The organism is Pseudoalteromonas sp. SR43-2, from assembly GCF_014163885.1.
Lineage (GTDB): Bacteria > Pseudomonadota > Gammaproteobacteria > Enterobacterales > Alteromonadaceae > Pseudoalteromonas > Pseudoalteromonas distincta.
In genome coordinates, this window is the sequence record NZ_JACJED010000011.1 from 61,832 (window position 1) to 82,357 (window position 20,526).

Annotated in this window: 17 protein-coding genes; 12 read left to right on the top strand and 5 right to left on the bottom strand. The window is 40.8% G+C overall.

Going from position 1 to position 20,526, the window contains the following annotated elements:
* Positions 1 to 14 precede the first annotated feature (14 nt).
* The 6 genes from bamA (at position 15) to H5120_RS11095 (ending at position 5,838) form a co-directional block, all read left to right on the top strand.
* The gene (bamA, locus tag H5120_RS11070; RefSeq protein WP_024596248.1) at positions 15 to 2,486 is read left to right on the top strand and encodes an outer membrane protein assembly factor BamA; all 2,472 of its coding nucleotides are present in this window, start codon (positions 15 to 17) and stop codon (positions 2,484 to 2,486) included.
* Positions 2,487 to 2,497: 11 nt separating this feature from the next.
* Positions 2,498 to 3,016, top strand: coding sequence for an OmpH family outer membrane protein (locus H5120_RS11075; protein WP_002958312.1), 519 nt, complete (start codon positions 2,498 to 2,500; stop codon positions 3,014 to 3,016).
* A 7-nt stretch (positions 3,017 to 3,023) separates the two neighbouring features.
* Positions 3,024 to 4,046, top strand: a complete 1,023-nt coding sequence (lpxD, locus tag H5120_RS11080) for a UDP-3-O-(3-hydroxymyristoyl)glucosamine N-acyltransferase (RefSeq protein ID WP_024596249.1) — start codon at positions 3,024 to 3,026, stop codon at positions 4,044 to 4,046.
* 26 nt (positions 4,047 to 4,072) lie between these two features.
* Entirely contained in the window at positions 4,073 to 4,525 is a 453-nt protein-coding gene (gene fabZ / locus H5120_RS11085; RefSeq protein ID WP_002958310.1) for a 3-hydroxyacyl-ACP dehydratase FabZ, read from the top strand.
* Between the two features lie 2 nt (positions 4,526 to 4,527).
* Complete coding sequence (gene lpxA / locus H5120_RS11090; RefSeq protein WP_182674384.1) at positions 4,528 to 5,298, top strand: acyl-ACP--UDP-N-acetylglucosamine O-acyltransferase; 771 nt, start codon at positions 4,528 to 4,530, stop codon at positions 5,296 to 5,298.
* Between the two features lie 147 nt (positions 5,299 to 5,445).
* Positions 5,446 to 5,838 (top strand): septal ring lytic transglycosylase RlpA family protein, encoded by a 393-nt coding sequence (locus H5120_RS11095; RefSeq protein WP_182674385.1) that lies wholly within the window; start codon positions 5,446 to 5,448, stop codon positions 5,836 to 5,838.
* Here the strand turns inward: H5120_RS11095 and cydC are convergent.
* The 5 genes from cydC to H5120_RS11120 are packed head-to-tail and all read right to left on the bottom strand — an operon-like array spanning position 5,821 to position 12,238.
* On the bottom strand, positions 5,821 to 7,566 hold the full coding sequence (gene cydC, locus H5120_RS11100) for a thiol reductant ABC exporter subunit CydC (protein WP_182674386.1): 1,746 nt from the start codon (positions 7,564 to 7,566) through the stop codon (positions 5,821 to 5,823). The genes H5120_RS11095 and cydC overlap by 18 nt on opposite strands.
* A complete protein-coding gene (cydD, locus tag H5120_RS11105; RefSeq protein WP_182674430.1) occupies positions 7,559 to 9,352 on the bottom strand; it encodes a thiol reductant ABC exporter subunit CydD in 1,794 nt (597 codons plus the stop codon). Before cydD ends, cydC begins: the two co-directional genes overlap by 8 nt.
* Positions 9,342 to 9,506: a cytochrome bd-I oxidase subunit CydX gene (cydX, locus tag H5120_RS11110; RefSeq protein WP_002958303.1), complete on the bottom strand. Its 165-nt coding sequence runs from the start codon at positions 9,504 to 9,506 to the stop codon at positions 9,342 to 9,344. The genes cydD and cydX overlap by 11 nt, the downstream gene beginning before the upstream one ends.
* 12 nt (positions 9,507 to 9,518) lie before the next feature.
* Positions 9,519 to 10,658 (bottom strand): cytochrome d ubiquinol oxidase subunit II, encoded by a 1,140-nt coding sequence (cydB, locus tag H5120_RS11115; RefSeq protein WP_002958302.1) that lies wholly within the window; start codon positions 10,656 to 10,658, stop codon positions 9,519 to 9,521.
* Positions 10,655 to 12,238: a cytochrome ubiquinol oxidase subunit I gene (locus H5120_RS11120; protein ID WP_182674387.1), complete on the bottom strand. Its 1,584-nt coding sequence runs from the start codon at positions 12,236 to 12,238 to the stop codon at positions 10,655 to 10,657. Before H5120_RS11120 ends, cydB begins: the two co-directional genes overlap by 4 nt.
* A 301-nt stretch (positions 12,239 to 12,539) precedes the next feature.
* On the opposite strand from H5120_RS11120, the gene lpxB reads away from it, so the two are divergent.
* The 6 genes from lpxB to H5120_RS11150 all read left to right on the top strand — a co-directional run bounded on the left by lpxB (position 12,540) and on the right by H5120_RS11150 (position 20,498).
* Complete coding sequence (lpxB, locus tag H5120_RS11125) at positions 12,540 to 13,697, top strand: lipid-A-disaccharide synthase (protein WP_182674388.1); 1,158 nt, start codon at positions 12,540 to 12,542, stop codon at positions 13,695 to 13,697.
* Complete coding sequence (gene rnhB, locus H5120_RS11130; protein ID WP_165742995.1) at positions 13,687 to 14,289, top strand: ribonuclease HII; 603 nt, start codon at positions 13,687 to 13,689, stop codon at positions 14,287 to 14,289. The genes lpxB and rnhB overlap by 11 nt, the downstream gene beginning before the upstream one ends.
* A 2-nt stretch (positions 14,290 to 14,291) precedes the next feature.
* Entirely contained in the window at positions 14,292 to 17,783 is a 3,492-nt protein-coding gene (gene dnaE / locus H5120_RS11135; protein WP_138488763.1) for a DNA polymerase III subunit alpha, read from the top strand.
* Positions 17,784 to 17,799: 16 nt separating this feature from the next.
* Entirely contained in the window at positions 17,800 to 18,756 is a 957-nt protein-coding gene (gene accA / locus H5120_RS11140) for an acetyl-CoA carboxylase carboxyl transferase subunit alpha (protein ID WP_002958297.1), read from the top strand.
* Between the two features lie 83 nt (positions 18,757 to 18,839).
* Positions 18,840 to 20,144 (top strand): tRNA lysidine(34) synthetase TilS, encoded by a 1,305-nt coding sequence (tilS, locus tag H5120_RS11145; protein ID WP_182674389.1) that lies wholly within the window; start codon positions 18,840 to 18,842, stop codon positions 20,142 to 20,144.
* Positions 20,145 to 20,498, top strand: a complete 354-nt coding sequence (locus tag H5120_RS11150) for a hypothetical protein (RefSeq protein ID WP_154903572.1) — start codon at positions 20,145 to 20,147, stop codon at positions 20,496 to 20,498.
* The last annotated feature ends 28 nt before the right edge of the window (positions 20,499 to 20,526 follow it).

The following is a 20,526-nucleotide window of genomic DNA, read 5'->3' on the forward strand; positions in this document are numbered from 1 at the left end:
ATAAAGATAATAAAATGGCTATAAAAAAACATTTGGCAGTAACAAGTTTATTGGGTGCAAGTTTTGCAGCCCTAGGCCAAAACTCCTTTATTGTTGAAGACCTGAAAGTTGAAGGTTTACAGCGTGTAGCACTTGGTGCAGCGCTAACACATATTCCTATTAACGTAGGCGATAATGTTGATGACTATACGATTTCAAAAACAATAAAGTCACTTTATCGTTCTGGGCACTTTGATAACATAAAAGCCCTTCGTGATGGCAACAACGTTATTTTTAAAGTAACGGAACGTCCTACCATCAGCTTCATTGAGTTTGAAGGCAATAAAGACATTAAAGACGAGCAGCTTAATGAGTCTCTTGATCAGCAAGATATTCGCCAAGGTGAGCCACTTGATAAAACCGTTATCGATAGTATCGAAAAGGGCTTAGTTGAGTTTTTCCACAGTATTGGTAAATACAACGCTAAAGTAGATATCAGTATTACTAAGTTGCCTCGTAACCGCGTTAAACTTAAATTAGAGTTTGATGAAGGTGATGCAGCTTCTATCCGACAAATTAACTTAGTGGGTAATGAACTTTTTTCTAATGAAGAGCTTCTTAAACTTGCTGAATCGCAGCAAGATTTACCTTGGTGGCAGTTTATGGGTAGCGATCGCTACCAAAAGCAAACCATTGAAGGCGATTTAGAAAAAATTCGTAGTTATTATTTAGACCGTGGTTACCTACGTTTTAATATCGATTCAACGCAAGTATCAGTGAGCCCTGAACGTGAGTCAGTTTACGTTACAGCTAACTTAACTGAAGGCGTAAAATATACCGTTAAAGGCTTTGACTTTATTGGTGACTTGCTTGGCCGTGAAGACTTAATTAAAAGTGTTATCCCACTTAGAGCGGGTGAGCTTTACAATGGCTCAGTCGTTACTTCGTCAGAAGAATTTATTAAAAGCTACTTAGCACGTTTTGGTTACGCTAATGCTGAAGTGCGTACAATTCCAGAAATTGACGACGAAAAGCAAGAAGTACAACTAACACTATCGGTTAATCCAGGTAAACGTGTATATGTTCGTCGTATTATTGTTGGTGGTAACCAAAATACAGCTGATGAAGTACTTCGCCGTGAAATGACACAACTTGAAGGCGCCTGGTTATCTAATCAAAACCTTGAGCGTTCAAAACTACAAATTCAACGTTTACCTTACATGGAAACTGTTGATTTCAACGTAGTGCCTGTACCAGGTGTGGATGACCAAGTAGATGTAGACTTTACTGTAAAAGAGCAATCAGCGGGTAGCTTTAATGCTGGCCTTGCTTATGGTTCTTACTTAGGTCTGCAATTTAATATTGGTGTAACAGAATCTAACTTTTTAGGCACAGGTAACCAAATTGGTTTAAATCTTAATACGTCTACAGGTTCTGAAAGCTTAAGCTTATCGTACACAGACCCATACTTTACGCCAGATGGTGTATCGCAAGGCAGTAGCATCTTTTACAGAAACTACGATGCAAGTAAATTCAGTCTTGTTGAGTACAAATCAAAAAGTTATGGTTTAGGCACAAATATTGGTTTTCCAATTGATGCTGTAAATCGTGTTAACTTTGGCGCCCGTTGGATTAAAGAAGAGCTTTCGGATATTGCAGAGTACGAGCAAACGCGTGTACTTCGTGAAACATTCTTAGATCCAGACAATCCAGATGCAGGCTTTGACTTTACTAAGTATGAGCTGAGTGTTGGCTGGTCGCGTATCACCGTTAACCGTGGTTTATTCCCAACAGCGGGTTCGCGTCAAACTCTAAACTTAACAGCAACAACGCCTAACTCAGATCTTCAGTACTTTAAACTGAATTACGATTCGCGTTTTTACTGGCCTATATCAAATGACCATCGTTGGGTATTCTCAACGCGTGCAGCACTTGGTTATGGTAATGGTTATGGTTCTACAAACGGGTATGAGCAAACACTTCCATTCCAAGAGTACTTCCGTATAACGGAAATGGAACTTCGTGGCTTTGACCGTAATACAATATTACCACGTGCTGTATCGCGTATACCGCAGTCTATTCCGGGTACGCCAGGTGCAGACGGTACTACAACCGGTAGCATTGGTGGCGCATCAGAATTTGATATTCTAGTGCCACAAGGCCGTATTGGTGGTAATGCTAAAGCAGTGGCAGGTATGGAGCTAATTGTTCCTACGCCATTCTTAGATGAAGAAAATACCAGCTCTGTACGTACTAGCTTCTTTGTTGATGCTGCAAACGTATGGGATACTGAGTTTAACGTAGACCGCTATCAAAACTTAGGCGTTGATGAACGTGCTAAATTAGATGACTATTCAGACCCAATGCGCTTTAGGGTTTCAACCGGTCTTTCATTACAATGGATCTCTCCAATGGGTCCAATGCTGATCAGTTTTGCGTATCCATTGCAAAAAGAAGAAGATGACGATACGAAAACCATCAGCTTTAACATTAGTAACACTTTCTAAAGGAGTTTTTTGTGAAAAAATTATTTAAATCAACAGCTGTAGCAGTTTTAGCAACTTTAATGATGGGTACTTCTGTGAATGCATTTGCACACAAAGTAGGTATTGTTGATATGCAGGAAATCTACAAGCAAATTCCTCAAATGGCTAAAATTGAACAGTCTTTACAAACTGAGTTTGCTGAACGTCGTCAAGAGCTTGAAAAGTTACAAGGCGATATTCGTTTTGAAGCTGAAAAATTTAAACGCGAAAGTACAACTATGAGCCAAGCTCAAAAAGATGCACTACGTGATAAAATTCAAGGCATGCAAAAAAATCTTGCTGAACAAGGCCGTCCTTTAGAGCAAGAAATCAAAGCGCGCCAAAACCAAGAACTTGCTAAAGTTCAAGGTGTGATCATCAAAACAATTGAAGAAATTGCTAAAGACGGCGACTTCGACGAAGTTAAAGTAAAAGACACAACAATTTACTTTAATCCTAAAGAAGTAACTGATCTTTCGTCTAAAGTTGTAGCTGCAGTTAGTAAGAAATAATCACTCTATGCAAAATTATACGCTTTCGCAAATTGCGGAACTTCTAGGCGCCGAACTTCAGGGTGATGGCGCTTTAGAAATAAAAAAAATAGCGACACTTGCAAATGCCCATTCTGGGCATATTGCATTTTTAGCGAACTCAAAATATCGCTCGCAACTTGAAACTACTCAAGCTAGCGCTGTAATAGTAAGCCAAGCCGATGCTCAGTACTTTAGTGGTAGCAAAGTTATTGTTGCTAATCCGTATGTAAGTTACGCAAAATTAGCGCAATTTATGGATACAACACCACGCTCAGCCTCGACGGGTATACATCCAAGTGCCACTGTTCATTCAACAGCGATTGTTAGTGACAGCGCCGCCATAGGTGCTAATGCAGTCATTGAAGCTGATGCGGTGATAGGTGACAATGCGCAAATTGGTCCGAACAGTTTTATCGGAGAACGTGTTAAAATAGGCTCTGGCACTAAGCTTTGGTCTAGTGTGACTATTTATCACGATGTTGAAATTGGTTCAGATTGTTTGTTTCAAGCAAATAGTGTTGTAGGTAGTGATGGGTTTGGCTATGCGAACGAACGCGGGCAATGGGTAAAAATACCTCAGCTTGGCTCTGTGATCATAGGTAACAAAGTTGAAATTGGTGCAAGCACGACAATTGATCGTGGCGCACTGGATAATACCATCATCCATAGCAATGTTATTATCGATAATCAGTGTCAAATAGCGCATAACGTTGAAGTTAATTCAGGCACCGCAATCGCGGGCTGCACCGTACTTGCAGGAAGCGTTACCATTGGCAAAAACTGTCAAATTGGTGGCATGGTTGCAATTAATGGTCACATGTCTGTATGTGATGGTGTTATAATTACCGGCATGAGTATGGTGACAAAATCAATCACCGAACCAGGTATTTACTCATCTGGTATGCCCCATACAACAAACAAAGAATGGCGTAAATCAATAGCTCACTTGCGTAACCTTTCAGACATGAAATCTCGTCTTAAAGCGCTTGAAGCATTGGCTAAGTCATAACGTTGAACACTAATAAGGATGCTATTTTGGCAAACGAATTAAATAGCCTTGATATTCAAGAAATTTTAAGTTTATTACCGCACCGTTACCCGATGCTATTAATAGATCGTGTTATTGATTTTACACCTGGAAAATCTTTACATGCTATTAAAAATGTTTCTATAAACGAACCTATATTTACTGGCCATTTCCCAAATCAGCCAATTTTTCCTGGTGTGCTAATATTAGAATCAATGGCGCAAGCTACGGGTTTATTAGGTTTTAAAACAGTAGAAAATCGTAGTGAAAACGAACTATATTTATTTGCTGCTGTTGATAACGCACGTTTTAAACAGCCAGTGATCCCAGGTGATACAATGCATCTTCACGTTGAGTTTTTAAAAGAACGTCGCAACATTTGGAAGTTTGCAGCAGAAGCTAGAGTCGACGGCAAAGTAGTGTGTAGTGCCGAAATTATGTGTGCGAGAAGAGAGTTTTAATAGTGATCCATTCTACAGCAATAATCGAACCTGGCGCTAAACTAGGCAACAATGTCTCAGTTGGTCCGTATAGTTATATTGGCAATGATGTTGTTATCGGTGATAACTGTATTATTGAGTCTCATGTTGTTGTTAAAGGGCCATCAACTATTGGCTCTGGCAATCATATTTTTCAGTTTGCGTCTGTAGGCGAAGCCTGCCAAGACAAAAAATACAACAACGAGCCAACCACATTAATCATGGGTGATAACAATGTTATCCGTGAATGTGCCACTATTCACCGTGGTACAATTCAAGACCAAGGCGTTACTAAAATTGGTAGTAATAACTTATTTATGGCTTATACACACGTTGCACATGACGCGGTAATTGGCGATAACGTAATTTTTGCTAACAATGCAAGTGTGGCCGGCCATGTACATGTAGGCGACTGGGTTATCTTAGGTGGTAATTCGGGAGTTCATCAGTTTTGTAAAATTGGTGCACATGCCTTTATTGGTATGTATTCAGGTGTTAACAAAGATGTACCACCTTTTGTTACTACCATTGGTATGCCAGCAGGTCCTGCCGCTATCAATAAAGAAGGCATGAAACGTCGTGGTTTCGAAAGTGATGAAATTATGGCTGTACGCCGTGCATACAAAGCGTTTTACCGTAAGAGCCTAGGTGCTGAAGAAGCTATTGAGTCGCTTAGTGAAGATGCTGCAAAGTATCCTGCTGTGAAATTGATGGTCGACTTTGTTAAAAGCTCAGAGCGCGGCATCGTAAGATAATTCGCGCGTTTTGCTTTAAGCATTAAAAAACCACCCTAGATGATAAATCGAAGGTGGTTTTTTATTGTCCTGCTTTTAAGCTAATTCAGTTAATACTCAGGCTACTCAAGTTAGTATGCGCCTAATTTGTATAATAAAAGTCATCCTATGCGTTTACCTAAGTTTGTTGTCACTCTTTTTATAACTTCAGCTTTAGCCGCTTGTAGTAGCCAACCTATTGTTAAGTCATCTGCTGGAGAAATCACTCAAGTAGGAAAAGCTTCTTTTTATGCTGATAAATATCACGGCAGAACAACTGCCAACGGAGAGCGCTTTAGCCAACAAGCCGCCACGGCAGCCCATTTAGAATTCGATTTTGGCACTAAGGTGGTTGTTACCAATCTAGCTAATAACAAATCAGTCACGGTAAGAATCAACGATAGAGGTCCGTATGTGCGAGGTCGTATTATTGACTTATCAAAGAGTATGTTTAAAAAGATAGCCGACCCTAAAGTCGGCGTTATTGATGTATCAGTAACGGTTTTAAAACCGGGTAGTTAGCGCAACATAGTCGGGATGAGTGCCACTGAGCTCTTTATGAGTGCCTTGCGCAATTACTTTACCGCCTTCTAACCATACAACATTATCCATTTGAGCAAGTAGAGCGGGATCGTGCGTAATTGTGAGCACGCTGGCGTTATTCATAACATGCATTATTGCTTGCATTACCCCTTGCTTAGATTGATTATCAAGACCTTCTGTTGGTTCATCAAGAACTAAAATAGCAGGGTTTTTAAGTAATGCTTGGGCAATGGCTATACGCCTAGATTGACCTTGCGAAACGTTACGCCCGCCAGTGCCTAATCGTGTTTTTAAACCTTCTTTTAGCTCATTAAACCATGGGCTCAATTGAGCTAATGCGAGCGCTTCAATCATTTGCTCTTTAGTTGCATTTGGCGCGGCATAACGTAAGTTTTCACTTAATGTGCCATCAAAAATATGGTGCTGCTGGGCGAGTATATTTATAACATTTGCGCGTATATCATTATTTAACGAATGTAAGTCAACAACGCTATTTTGATTGTTTAGCGTTATGCTGCCTTGTTGTAAAGGCCATAAACCAGTAAGTAAATTTACAAGCGTCGTTTTACCGCTGCCGCTTCTACCTACAATCGCTACCTTTTGCTGAGGCATTAGTTCAAAACTGATATTAGTTAGCGCTGTTTGTTCACCATATTGATAGCTAATATTGTTAAGTATTAACGTGTGATTTTGCGCGCTAAAGTTTTCATCAATGTCTACATGTGTATCTTTAACTTGTGAGCTAGCTGCTTTATCTTCAAGTGTAAACAGTCGCTCTGCTGCTTTTAAAACACTTGGAAGCTCTATAAACGCGTTGGGTAGTAGCAATACGCTTTCAAAGCTTGCCAGTACAAACAAACTTAACATAGCAAGTTCTACATTTACCATACTGCTTGCGTAAACCAGTGGGACAATGGTTACTATGCTAGCAAGCATCGCTAATTGAACAACCAACAAGCTTAATCCATCTGAGTTTGCCAGTGCTTTGTGGCGAATAAATAATTGCTGATTGTACTGCTCGCTTAATTCGTCGCACTTATTAAGCTGCTGCGAACGGGCTTGATAAATACTAAGCTCTCTAAGGCCTGTAAGTGTATCTGAAAGCTCAGAGCGAAGTTGTGCACTCAGTTGTGTTTCTTTATGGCTGTTTTTAGTGAGCTTTATGCTAAGTAGGGCAGGTATAACCACACCAATAAGTATAATGCCAGTAAAGCAAATAAGGGCGACGTTGCCATTATAGGCCGACATAAACAGCATGATGATTGGTACACTTAAAAGAGCAACCAGCATAGGCAGTAAAACGTTTAAATAAAATTTGTCGAGTGCGTCTACATCGTTTTGTAATCGGTTAACTAAATCAGCGCTGCGGCTCATTGCTAAATCAACATTGTTAAGCTTGCTTAACGTTGCAAATACATTGGTACGTATTTCACTTAGTAATAAAAACGTGGCGTTATGGGTAACTAGGCGTTCGCCATAGCGCGATGCTGTTCGCACAATAGCTAAAAAACGAATCGTGCCGGCAGGAGTAAAATAATTCATTTGTACGCCCGCAATACCAGCAGCGGCCATTGATGCTAAAAACCAGCCAGATATAGCCAACAGGCCCACATTAGCTAATACCGTAATCGTTGCTAAAAATGTACCCAATAGCATAGCTTTGTAATGAGGAGCACAAAGCTTTAATAAGCGAATAAAATTACGCATGCGCCACCCCTTGTTCAGCCGTTTTTAGTAAGTCAGCAAATGCACCATTTTGCGCTGCAAGTGTTTCAAAGTCACCTTGCTCAGCTATTTTTCCATCGTGCATCACAATGATATTGCTGGCATGTTTAACGGTATTTAATCTATGGGCAATAACTAACACTAAGTTGTTTTTAGCATATTCATTAATAGCATCTTGAATAAGCAGCTCTGTTTGGCTATCAAGGTGCGCAGTGGGCTCATCAAGCACTAAGACTGGTGCTTGTTTTATAAATGCGCGAGCCAGTGCAATACGTTGTTTTTGACCGCCAGAAAGCCCTTCGCCTTGCTCACCTATCAGCGTGTTAAAACCATCGGGTAGGGTATTTATAAATTCAAGCACACCAGCTTGTTTTGCCGCGTGTTCAAGCTCTTGCTGTGTGGCAGTGGGTTTGGCCAATTTAATGTTGGCAGCAATGGTGTCGTAAAATAGCGTCGCTTGTTGTGGTATCCATGCAATATTATTTTGCAAGTAAGTAATATCGGTTGTACTTAAACTCTGATTATTAATATATAGGTTGTTAATCACCTCAGGGTGAAACCCTAATAGACAATCAAACAACGTACTTTTACCTGAGCCACTACTGCCCACAACTGCAATTAAGCCTTTATTTGGCAATGTTAAATTTATATTTTTAATCCCTTCGTTACTACCTGGGTATATAAAATTAAGGTCGGTAATACTTATTGAATCAATTGTATTTAAAGTTAAATTGTTTTCAGGTGCGCTTGTAGTTACTGGCGCATTTACGTCACTTGGCAGTGGTGCATTTAAAATCGCAACCATATCGGCCGCCGCACTAATGCCTTGTAAGCGTGCATGGTAATGGCTACCTAGCTGGCGCAGTGGTAAATAAAATTCAGGCGCTAAAAGTAGCACCACAAAGCCAGTAGCAAAATCAAGAGTGCCAAAAAATAGTCTAAAACCAATAATTACGGCAACGAGTGCCACGCTAATGGTAGCTAAAAACTCAAGTGCAAATGATGATAAAAACGCGATTTTTAAAACATCGAGTGTCGCGTGTCTAAAGTCGTCTGAAATTTTAGCTATTTGCTTAAGTTCGGTACGTGTTGCATTAAATAGCTTGAGTTGAGTTAAACCTTGTACGCGGTCAAAAAAGTAATTGCCCAGTACAGCAAGTTGCTTCCAGCGTTTTTGATTTAAAGCTTCGGCTTTAGAGCCTACTAAAATCATGAAAAAAGGAATGAGTGGGGCGGTTAATAAAAATATCAGCCCAGCTTTATAATCTGTCGGAAAAATAACAACCAATATTGCCAGCGGAATAAGCGCGCTGTAAGCAACACCTGGCAAGTATTTAGCATAATAGTCGTGAAGTGCTTCAACGCCATTATGCAGGGTGTTTAATGTAGCGCCTTGGCCGTGTTGTTCTATATAACTAGGCCCAAGTAAGCTGAGCTTATGGAGAAGTGTTTGGCGCATAGCCGATTTTATTTTAAGCGCAGCAAATGCACTTAAGCGCTCACTTAACGCTAAAAACACCGCGCGCAATAAAATAATGCCTGCTAAGGGCCATAATAAATGAGTGACTTGGGCTAAGTTATCATCTTCAAACATTACATTATGAATAGCTTGAGCCAGTAAATAAGCACCTGCAATCATCAGTAATGCGTTAAAAGTACCCAGTGCAATGCTTAACTTTAACCACACTGCAGCGGGTTTACTTTGACGCTTTAAAAAAGCGCGCAGTGATTGCTGCTGCGCGCGATCTGGTCGGGGGTTAGTCGTCATCTTTTGTGTTGTTAGCATCATTTAATAAATCGTGCATGGCTTGTTCATCATCAGCAATGCTGTTTTTATTTTGATGAAATTCGTACCACATTACATTTATTACACCTAAGGTACAGGCCAAAAGTACACCTAAAATCCAAGCGAAATACCACATTGTTTAGTCTCCTTAGTAGCTACCATGAGTGTTGTTTTCAATTTCTTCTACCGTTACTCTGCGCCACATTTTTACGTAACACCAAGTGGTGTAGGACAAAATTAGTGGTACAAAAATACACACTGCAACAAACATTATATTGAGCGTTTTATGGCTCGATACCGCATCCCAAATTGTTAAGCTAATATTAGGGTTGTTACTTGATGGCATAATAAATGGGAACAGAGAAACACCGGCCGTCATAATTACGCCAATTAACATTAAGCTTGTTGAAATAAGTCCAAGTGCAGGTTTATTTAATTTTGAAAACACAAGTGCACTTAATGCCATTGCAAAGGCTAAAATAGGGAAGGTCATTGTCCACGGACGGGTGCTGTAATTACTTAACCAAGCACCTTGCGCTGTAGTGACTACTTTAGCTAGAGGGTCTGCATGACTTTGTGTATCAGCCATAGATACAACTTGGTAACCCGTTAAGTTAGCCACCCAAAAACCAGCTGCAGCAAATAACACGATAAACACAATAAGAGAATAGCGGCCATATTGACCCGAACGCTCTGCGACCACACTTGCTGTTCGAAGTTGTAACCACATACCCGCATGCGCAACTAACATGGTAATACTTACTAAACCTGCAAGTAATCCAAATGGGTTAAGCAAGCCAAAAAATGATCCTTGGTAGCTAACACGCATAAGGTTATCAATATTAAACGGTACGCCTAAAAATAAATTACCAAACGCAACACCAAATACTAATGCTGGAATTGCGCTGCCTGCAAGCAAGCCCCAATCCCAGTTATTGCGCCAGCGTTTTGAGTCTACTTTACTGCGGTAATCAAATCCAAGTGGTCTAAAAAACAAAGCAAAGAGTACTAGCATCATGGCAAAGTAAAAGCCCGAAAATGCAGCAGCATAAACCATAGGCCACGCCGCAAATAACGCGCCGCCTGCCGTTATAAACCATACTTGGTTACCATCCCAATGCGGGCCAATTGTGTTTATTACTGTGCGGCGCTCTGAATCTGTTTTACCAACGAGGCGGAGCAACATAGCAACGCCCATATCCATACCATCGGTAATAGCAAAACCAATAAGCAGCACACCAATGATCAACCACCAAAGCATTTTTAATGTTTCATAATCAAAAATCATGATTGCTCTCCTTCAGTTTTATCAGCTTTGTTTGGTAATTCAAAATGATACTTACCAGTATGTAGCGAGCTTGGCCCTTGCTTAACAAAGCGGATCATCAGCCAGCCTTCCACAATGGCTAAACCAGTATAGAAGACAATAAATCCAGTTAAGCTAATTAAGATATCTTTTACTGTTAGTGACGACGTGGCTAAAAAGGTCGGCAGTATTTCAGATATAGCCCAAGGTTGGCGACCATACTCGGCAACAATCCAGCCAAATTCAATCGCTATCCAAGGTAGTGGAATACTCAATACGGCAGCCCATAACAACCAGCGTTTTTGCTCAATAACGCGGTGTGCGTTGTAGTAAAAAGCCAATATAAATACACCAAGCATGGCCACACCACAGGCAACCATAATCCTAAATGACCAAAACATAGGGCCTACTTTAGGAAAAGAGTCTTTAACTGCTTTTTGAATTTGTTCTTCAGTAGCATCTACAACATCAGGTGTGTAGCGCTTAAGTAGCAAGCCATAACCTAAATCATCTTTTAGAGTATTAAATTTGGCAATATTATCTGGTGTATCTTCACCGTTTCTGAGTTTTGTAAGGTATTCATAAGCAATCATACCGTTGCGAATACGTACTTCATGTTGTTTTTCTAGGTCGTTAATACCCGTTACTTGCTCATCTAGTGAGCGCGTAGCAATTAACCCAAGTGCGTAAGGTATTTTAACCGCCGCATGTGTTACTTGCTCTTCTGAATCAGGAAAACCAAATGCGGTAAACGCAGCCGGAGCTTCTTCTGTGTGCCATTCGGCTTCAATTGTGGCAAGTTTTACTTTTTGGACTTCGCCTACTTCGTAGCCTGATTCGTCACCGAGTAAAATTACACACAAAATTGACGCTAAACCAAAGCCCGAAGCGACTGAAAAAGAGCGTTTAGCAAATGCTAAATCACGGCCTTTTAATATATACCAACTGCTTATACCCAATACAAACATAGAGGCAGCTACATAACCTGCCGATACAGTATGAATAAACTTAACTTGGGCTACAGGGTTAAACACAAGCTCTGCAAAACTAGTCATTTCCATGCGCATGGTTTGATAGTTAAATTCAGCGCCTACTGGGTTTTGCATCCAACCGTTGGCAATTAAAATCCACAGCGCCGACATGTTAGTACCAATGGCCATTAAAAAGGTCGCGCCTAAATGTTGGCGTTTAGAAAGCCTGTCCCAGCCTAAAAAGAACATCCCCACAAAGGTCGATTCTAAAAAGAATGCCATTAAACCTTCAATAGCCAGGGGAGCCCCAAAAACATCACCTACGTAATGGGAGTAATAAGACCAGTTAGTACCAAACTCAAATTCCATGGTAAGGCCTGTTGCCACACCAATTGCAAAGTTAATACCAAACAATTTTCCCCAAAACTTAGTCATATCACGATAAATTTCGCGACCGGTCATAACATAAACCGATTCCATAATAACTAAAATCCAGGTCATACCTATCGTTAAAGGTACGAATAAGAAATGAAAGAGAGCGGTAACAGCAAACTGTAATCGCGATAGATCCACAAAGGTTTCATCTATCATTATTGGCTCCTTGAGAGTGACGGATTAACAGGGCAACATTTAATTGGCAAAGTTAAGATTTAATGAACTTTCAGTAATTACTGAAAGTTTGTAATAGTATTTACCTTTGTACAATTTTTGTCAACATACATATTAGTAAAACTTAATATATATTTCCTATGCTACATCAGTATTAAAAACAAACAACATAAAGGCTTAACTTAGGTAATAAAAAACCTGTTATTTAAAGCGTTTAACCAAACAGTAAAACACGGTAAACTAACAAGCATGAACGCCTGGTTTACTTGTGAAATAAAATCAAATGAATAAAGATAAAAAACAACTACGTATTGGTATTGTGGCAGGTGAACTGTCGGGCGATATTTTAGGTGAAGGCTTAATTAAAGCCCTAAAAAAACACTTTCCGGACGCTATTTTTGAAGGAATAGCAGGACCTAAAATGCAAGCGCAGGGCTGTAAAACACTTTACGACATGGATGAGCTTTCGGTAATGGGGCTTGTTGAGGTGCTAGGGCGTTTACCACGTTTGCTTAAAATACGTAAACAACTCGTGCAGCATTTTGTAGATAACCCACCTGATGTATTTATAGGTATAGATGCACCCGATTTTAACTTACGTGTAGAAAAGCCACTTAAAGATGCGGGTATTAAAACCGTGCAGTATGTAAGTCCGTCTGTTTGGGCGTGGCGCGAAAAGCGCATTCATACAATAAGTGCAGCCACTAACTTAGTGTTAGCATTATTACCATTTGAAAAAGAATTTTACGATAAGCACCAAGTGCCATGTACATTTGTGGGGCATACCTTGGCTGACGACATAGCACTTGAACACGACGATACTAAAGCACGAGAAGAACTCGGCTTAAGCCTTGATGACAAAGTACTGGCGCTGCTACCTGGTAGTCGAGGCTCTGAAGTTGGTTTGCTAAGCGAGACTTACATTAAAACAGCCGCAGAGCTGCAAGCTAAAAACCCCAATCTTAAAATTGTGGTGCCGTTGGTTAACGAAAAACGCAAAGCGCAGTTTAGTGATATATTAAACGCTACCGCACCAAACCTTAATGTTAACCTGCTTGATGGGCAATCTAAATTAGCGATGCAAGCTGCTGATGCTATTTTATTAGCGTCGGGCACTGCAACACTTGAAGGCATGCTTTATAAAAAGCCAATGGTTGTGGGCTATAAAATAAAGCCTTTGAGCTATTGGATTTTTAAAACTTTATTTACGTTTAATATTAAGTACTTTTCGCTGCCTAATTTATTAGCTGACGAAGAGCTAGTGCCTGAGTTTTTACAAACCGAGTGTAATGTGACTAACTTAACAAACGCACTTACCCCTATGCTCAACACAGATAACAAAGAGCTAAAAGCACGCTTTTTAGCTATTCACGAAAAAATTAGATTAAATGCCAGTGAACAAGCAGCCAATGCTGTGGCGGAGTTAATAAATGCAAATTGATAGACCCAATGTATCCTTAATTGCTGGTGTAGATGAAGTAGGGCGCGGCCCGCTTGTTGGTGATGTAGTCACTGCCGCCGTCATTTTAGATCCCACTAAACCAATTGCAGGCTTAGCAGATTCTAAAAAACTAACGGATAAAAAACGCCAAGCACTTGCAATTGAAATAAAAGAAAAAGCATTGTGCTACGCGTATGGACGCTGCAGTCCAACAGAAATTGATGAGTTAAATATTTTGCACGCAACGATGCTTGCCATGAGTCGCGCAGTGGAGGCATTAAGCACACAACCTGAATTTGTATTTATAGATGGTAATCGATTGCCAAAACTCACTATGCCAGCACAAGCTGTTGTTAAAGGTGATAGCTTAGTGGCCGAAATTTCAGCAGCGTCTATTTTAGCTAAAGTAGCACGCGATGACGAAATGCTTGAACTTGATAAACGCCACCCAGAATATGGTTTTGCAGGGCACAAAGGGTATCCCACTAAAGCACACTTTGCAGCGCTTGAACAGTACGGTGCAATTGACGAGCATCGTAAAAGCTTTAAACCTGTGCAGCGCGTTTTGGCGCAAGCCAATGGTGAGGGCTAAGCATGGCTGCTCCTGATTTTGTTCATTTAAGAGTTCATTCAGACTTTTCGATGGTTGATGGCCTTGCTAAAACAAAGCCAATAGTCGCAAAAGCGCAAGAGCTGCAAATGCCAGCCATTGCAATTACTGATCAGATGAACTTTTGTGGTTTAGTGCGTTTTTATGGCGCCACGCATAATGCGGGTATTAAACCTATAGTGGGTGCTGACTTTTGGGTTCGTAGCCCAGAGTTTCCTGATGAGCCAAGCCGCTTAACTATATTAGCCAAAGACAACGACGGCTATAAAAATATTACCTTGCTGATATCTAAAGCTTATCAGCGTGGGCATGTATTTCATCGCCCAGTTATTGACCGTGAGTGGTTAGTTGAGCTAAAAGCAGGCTTAATTATTCTCTCAGGCGCTAAAGACGGTGACTTAGGTAAAGCATTATTAAAAAATAATCCGACTGTAATTGAATCGGTTGTTAGTTTTTATAAGCAGCATTTTAGCGATAACTACTACCTAGAGCTTGTTCGCACCAATCGACCGCTTGAAGAAGATTACTTGCACATGGCGGTAGAGCTTGCTGCTAAAGAGCAACTACCGGTTGTAGCGACCAACGAAGTGGTGTTTTTAAAGCCCGAAAACTTTGAAGCGCACGAAATTCGTGTTGCTATTTTTGACGGTTACACGCTCGATGATAAGCGCCGCCCTAAACGGTTCTCTGAAGAACAATATCTAAAAACACCTGAGCAAATGGCTGAGTTGTTTAGCGATATTCCAGAAGCCCTACAAAATACCGTAGAAATCGCTAAGCGTTGTAATGTAACTGTGCAATTAGGTACTTACTTTTTACCTGATTACCCAACCGGCTCGCTTAAAATTGAAGACTTTTTAGTTAAAGTGTCACAAGACGGCCTAGAAGAGCGACTACAGTTTTTATTCCCCGACGAAGAAGATAGAAAAGTAAAACGTGTTGAATACGATGAGCGTCTTGCAATTGAACTCGGTGTAATCAACCAAATGGGATTCCCAGGTTACTTCTTAATCGTAATGGAGTTTATTCAGTGGAGTAAAGATAATAATATTCCAGTTGGACCTGGTCGTGGTTCAGGTGCGGGTTCGTTAGTTGCGTACGCGCTTAAAATTACCGACCTTGATCCACTTGAGTTTGACTTACTCTTTGAGCGATTCTTAAACCCTGAACGTGTATCAATGCCCGATTTCGACGTCGATTTTTGTATGGATAGACGAGACGAAGTAATTGATCACGTGTCGGCTTTGTATGGTCGGGATGCGGTTTCGCAAATTATTACCTTTGGTACCATGGCTGCAAAGGCGGTAATACGCGATGTAGGGCGAGTGCTTGGGCATCCTTACGGGTTTGTTGATCGAATTTCAAAATTGATTCCGGGTGACCCCGGTATGACACTTGCCAAAGCGTTTGATGTAGAACCACGCTTGCAAGAAGCCTACGATGGCGACAATGAGGTAAAAGACTTAATCGATATGTGTCGCATTCTTGAAGGGTGTACACGTAACGCCGGTAAACATGCGGGCGGCGTAGTAATATCGCCAACCACTATTACCGACTTCGCTGCACTTTATTGCGATGACGAAGGTAAGTTTCCAGTAACACAGTTTGATAAAAACGACGTAGAAACCGCAGGCTTAGTTAAGTTCGATTTCTTGGGTTTACGTACACTGACTATATTGCAGTGGGCGGTCGATATGACCAATGTGCGCATGAAGCGCCAAGGTAAAGACCCCGTTGACATAAATACCATTCCACTGGATGATAAAAAAAGTATTGAGTTGCTACTTCGCGCCGAAACGACCGCTGTATTCCAGCTAGAGTCACGTGGTATGAAAGACTTAGTACGCCGCCTTAAGCCCGACTGCTTTGAAGATATGATTGCACTTGTGGCCTTGTTCCGACCAGGTCCACTGCAATCAGGCATGGTAGATAACTTTATCGACCGTAAACTGGGCCGAGAAGAAATCTCATACCCAGATGCGCAGTATCAGCACGAAAGCTTAAAACCAATACTTGATCCAACTTACGGCATTATTTTATATCAAGAACAAGTAATGCAAATTGCGCAAGTACTAGCCGGTTACACGCTAGGTGGCGCCGACATGCTTCGCCGTGCAATGGGTAAGAAAAAACCCGAAGAAATGGCAAAGCAGCGTTCAACATTTGAAGATGGCGCAAGAAATAACGGCATTGACGGCGAGCTTGCGATAAAAATCTTCGACTTGGTAGAAAAGTTCGCAGGTTACGGTTTTAACAAATCTCACTCAGCAGCTTACGCACTCGTATCGTATCAAACATTGTGGATGAAAACGCATCATCCTGCAGAGTTTATGGCTGCTGTAATGTCGGCCGATATGGATAACACCGACAAAATAGTTATTTTGGTGGATGAATGTGAAAACATGAAGCTCACCTTATTACCACCAGACGTAAATGCAGGTGAGTTTAAGTTTACAGTAAACCTTGAAGGTGAAATTGTTTACGGCATTGGCGCGATAAAAGGCGTAGGTGAGGCACCGGTTGAAGCAATTTTAGAAGCGCGTGCAAAAGGTGGCCCATTTAAAGATTTATTTGATTTTTGTGCCCGTGTTGATTTAAAACGCTTAAATAAACGTGTTACTGAAAAATTAATTTACGCAGGTGCTTTGGATCAATTAGGACCAGAGAAAACCCAATCTGGGCGTGCTACATTACTAGCCAGTTTAAAAGATGCTATGCGTGCGGCCGATCAACACAACAAAGCTGAGCAATTAGGACAAAGTGACTTATTTGGTTTATTAGCCACTGAGCCTGATGAAGTTGAACAAGCTTTTATTAAAGCCACAGGGCTTACTGATAACGAGTGGTTAGATGGCGAAAAAGAGACGCTAGGCCTTTATTTAACTGGGCATCCAATAAATCAGTACCGCCGTGAGCTTAGGCATTACACTAGCGGAAAAATAGTTGATTTACAGCCAACTAATCGTGATGTGTTTGCAACGGCAGCTGGTTTAGTTATTGCTTCTAGAGTATTAATTAATAAAAAAGGAAATCGTTGGGCCTTAGTAACTTTAGATGACAAGAGTGCACGGATTGATGTACGCTTGTATTCAGACGAGTTTGAAAAGTACCAAGATATGCTCCAAGTTAACAATATCTTGGTAATATCTGGACAGGTCAGCTTTGATAACTTCTCCGGTGGTATTACAATGACCGCCAGAGAAATAAACACCATTGCTCAAGCGCGTGAAAAGCGTATTAAAGCGATTAAAATGACGCTGAACATGGTGCAAATCGAGGCAGGTTTCTTCGATAAATTACAAAAAGTACTCGAACCCTATAAAATGGGAACGTGTCCGATCAAGGTTTATTACCAACGTCCAGATGCGTTGGCGCAATTAACTCTTGGGATCGAATGGTGTGTTACGCCAAGTGACGACTTAATCCATAAGTTATCACTAATGGCTGCGCAAGATGTAGAACTAGAATTTAACTAATTAGGTAGTTTAGAGCATGAGCCTCAATTATCTTGATTTTGAGCTTCCAATTGCAGAATTAGAAGCAAAAATTGAAGAATTACAAAGTATCAGCCGCGCTGGCGAATTAGACCTTGAGTTAGAAGAGGAAGTCAGCAAATTAAAAGAAAAAAGTGCCAAACAAAAACAGGAGATTTTTTCTAATTTAGGCGCTTGGCAAGTATCACAGTTAGCACGTCATCCGTTGCGTCCTTACACTCGAGATTATATCGAGCGCATTTTCACGGAATTTGACGAGTTTGCTGGCGATCGTACTTTTGCTAACGATCCAGCTATTTTAGGTGGCATTGCGCGTTTAGATGGCGAACCGGTAATGGTTATTGGCCAACAAAAAGGTCGTGATACTGCTGAAAAAATTAAACGTAACTTTGGTATGCCAAAGCCAGAAGGTTACCGTAAAGCATTACGCTTAATGGAAATGGCTGAGCGTTTTAAAATGCCAATCATGACCTTTATTGACACACCAGGTGCATACCCAGGTGTTGGCGCTGAAGAACGTGGTCAATCTGAAGCAATCGCACGTAACTTAAAAGTAATGGCGTCACTTAAAGTGCCGACAATATGTACGGTTATTGGTGAAGGCGGTTCAGGTGGTGCATTAGCGATTGGTGTTGGCGACAGAGTTAACATGTTGCAGTACAGCACTTATTCTGTAATTTCGCCTGAAGGTTGTGCGTCTATTCTTTGGAAAAGCGCTGACAAAGCACCGCTTGCAGCAGAAGCAATGGGTGTAACTGCAGAGCGCGTTAAAGAGCTAGACTTAATCAACAATTTAGTTGATGAGCCTCTAGGTGGTGCACACCGTAATTACGATGCAATGGCACGTAACTTAAAAGTACGCCTTAAGCGTGACCTAGCAGACTTACAAGCGCTTACGCTTGAAGAAATGCTTGATCAACGTTACAAACGTTTAATGTCGTTTGGTTATTGCTAAATACATTAATTGTTAAAAAAAAGCCGCTTATGCGGCTTTTTTGCTTTAAAATGTTCAGAGTTTTTATATAAAAGTGCGGCCATATGCATACAACAGCAATTTATCAGCAATTAAAAAAATCACTAAATAGCTATATTGAGCAAGGTAACACTGTTTTTACTGTGGCGCTTTCTGGTGGTGTTGATTCTGTGGTGTTGCTGCATTTAATGTGTACTTTAAGAGCCGATAACCCTGCAATTGATGTATCGGCTATTTATGTTCACCATGGCTTGAGCCAGTATGGCGATGACTGGCAACGCTTTTGCAAAAACGTATGTATTGAGCTTGATGTGCCTTTTAAAGCCGCAAAAGTTGTAATTGAGCAGCAGTCGCGTACGAGCCTTGAAGCCCAAGCTCGCGATGCACGTTATAAAGCACTTGATGAGCTAAGCCCACAAGGCAGCATTGTTTTATTGGGCCAACATTTAAACGACCAAGTAGAAACGTTTTTACTGCGCTTAAAGCGTGGCTCGGGTTTAAAAGGGCTTGGCGCCATGCACCAAGCGCGTTTGCTGCAAAGTGGCCGTGTATGTTTTAGGCCATTGTTAAACGTAAAGCGAAGCGATATAGAAGCGTTTGCGGCGCGCTTTAGTATTAACCACATAACTGATGACTCAAATACAGATGAAAGTTTTGACCGTAACTTTTTACGCTCAAAAATAGTACCTGTGTTAGTCGAGCGCTTTACTGGGTTTGAACAATGTACAGCACGAAGTATTGAGCTACTACAACAGCAGCAAACACTACTTGATGAGTACACTCAGCTTGATTTAAATAAGTGTATTAACGAGCACCAAGCACTGTGCATTAGCCAAATAAGTGAATACAGCTCAGCGCGTATTGCAAATATAGTACGTGCGTGGCTTGCATTATTTACACAAGTCATGCCATCGCAAAAGCAGCTTGAGCAAATTATTAATCAAGCAATGTGCGCAAAAAACGACGCACAAATGCGTATTGATTTGCTCGATGGGCAAATACGTCGTCATCAAGGTTATTTGTATTTTGTAACACCAAATGAAGTATTAACAGATAGTGAGCTAAATCATTCACAGCTAAAACTTGCAGACGGGCGCTTATTAATTAAAAGCATTGGTTTTGGAGTAAGACCTCCACACTCAAATGAGCAAGTAATAGTGCGCTTTAATTGCAATAGCGCACGTATTAAACCACTTAAAAAGCCTGGAAGTAATACAGTTAAGCATTGGTTTAAAGATGCAAAAATAGCGCCGTGGCTACGCGCCAGTGTGCCACTTATTTTTTATAATGATGAATTAGTTCAAGTGGTTGGTTGTTTTATAAGCGCTAAGCATGTTGATGAAAATGGTATTTTTTGGGAGTGTAAATAAATGAGTAGACAGCCGCATGTTGGCTTATCGTTAGTAACAAAAGCGCCAATGGGTATGCTAATAACAGCGCTTATTGCTGTTATCGCTAATGTTTTACTTGAGTTAAATATAGTCACGTTAGGTTATGCAGTCGCTGGTGGGATTGCATCTGCAGTACTTTTATTAGCTTATTGGTTAGGTAAAGGTGGATTGTTTTTTATTTCAGGCGTGAGCCTGCCACTGCTTTTAGTATTATTTACACCGCTTGCTACTATTACTGCATTACTTAATTTAATTAGCGGATTCTTTTTTGGATTCTGTGCTGCGTTGTTTATTTATAAATTGGTAAGTGCAAAGCCTAGCGGGGGAAGCTAGGCTTTTTTATTTAATGCAGTTAAGTAAA

What these genes read in the sequence shown, in the direction of transcription:
- bamA (WP_024596248.1), top strand. Translation starts at nt 15, where the DNA reads ATGGCTATAAAAAAACATTTGGCAGTAACAAGTTTATTGGGTGCAAGT.
- lpxD (WP_024596249.1), top strand. Translation starts at nt 3,024, where the DNA reads ATGCAAAATTATACGCTTTCGCAAATTGCGGAACTTCTAGGCGCCGAA.
- H5120_RS11095 (WP_182674385.1), top strand. Translation starts at nt 5,446, where the DNA reads ATGCGTTTACCTAAGTTTGTTGTCACTCTTTTTATAACTTCAGCTTTA.
- cydC (WP_182674386.1), bottom strand. Translation starts at nt 7,566, where the DNA reads ATGCGTAATTTTATTCGCTTATTAAAGCTTTGTGCTCCTCATTACAAA.
- cydD (WP_182674430.1), bottom strand. Translation starts at nt 9,352, where the DNA reads ATGACGACTAACCCCCGACCAGATCGCGCGCAGCAGCAATCACTGCGC.
- cydX (WP_002958303.1), bottom strand. Translation starts at nt 9,506, where the DNA reads ATGTGGTATTTCGCTTGGATTTTAGGTGTACTTTTGGCCTGTACCTTA.
- cydB (WP_002958302.1), bottom strand. Translation starts at nt 10,658, where the DNA reads ATGATTTTTGATTATGAAACATTAAAAATGCTTTGGTGGTTGATCATT.
- H5120_RS11120 (WP_182674387.1), bottom strand. Translation starts at nt 12,238, where the DNA reads ATGATAGATGAAACCTTTGTGGATCTATCGCGATTACAGTTTGCTGTT.
- lpxB (WP_182674388.1), top strand. Translation starts at nt 12,540, where the DNA reads ATGAATAAAGATAAAAAACAACTACGTATTGGTATTGTGGCAGGTGAA.
- rnhB (WP_165742995.1), top strand. Translation starts at nt 13,687, where the DNA reads ATGCAAATTGATAGACCCAATGTATCCTTAATTGCTGGTGTAGATGAA.
- dnaE (WP_138488763.1), top strand. Translation starts at nt 14,292, where the DNA reads ATGGCTGCTCCTGATTTTGTTCATTTAAGAGTTCATTCAGACTTTTCG.
- accA (WP_002958297.1), top strand. Translation starts at nt 17,800, where the DNA reads ATGAGCCTCAATTATCTTGATTTTGAGCTTCCAATTGCAGAATTAGAA.
- tilS (WP_182674389.1), top strand. Translation starts at nt 18,840, where the DNA reads ATGCATACAACAGCAATTTATCAGCAATTAAAAAAATCACTAAATAGC.
- H5120_RS11150 (WP_154903572.1), top strand. Translation starts at nt 20,145, where the DNA reads ATGAGTAGACAGCCGCATGTTGGCTTATCGTTAGTAACAAAAGCGCCA.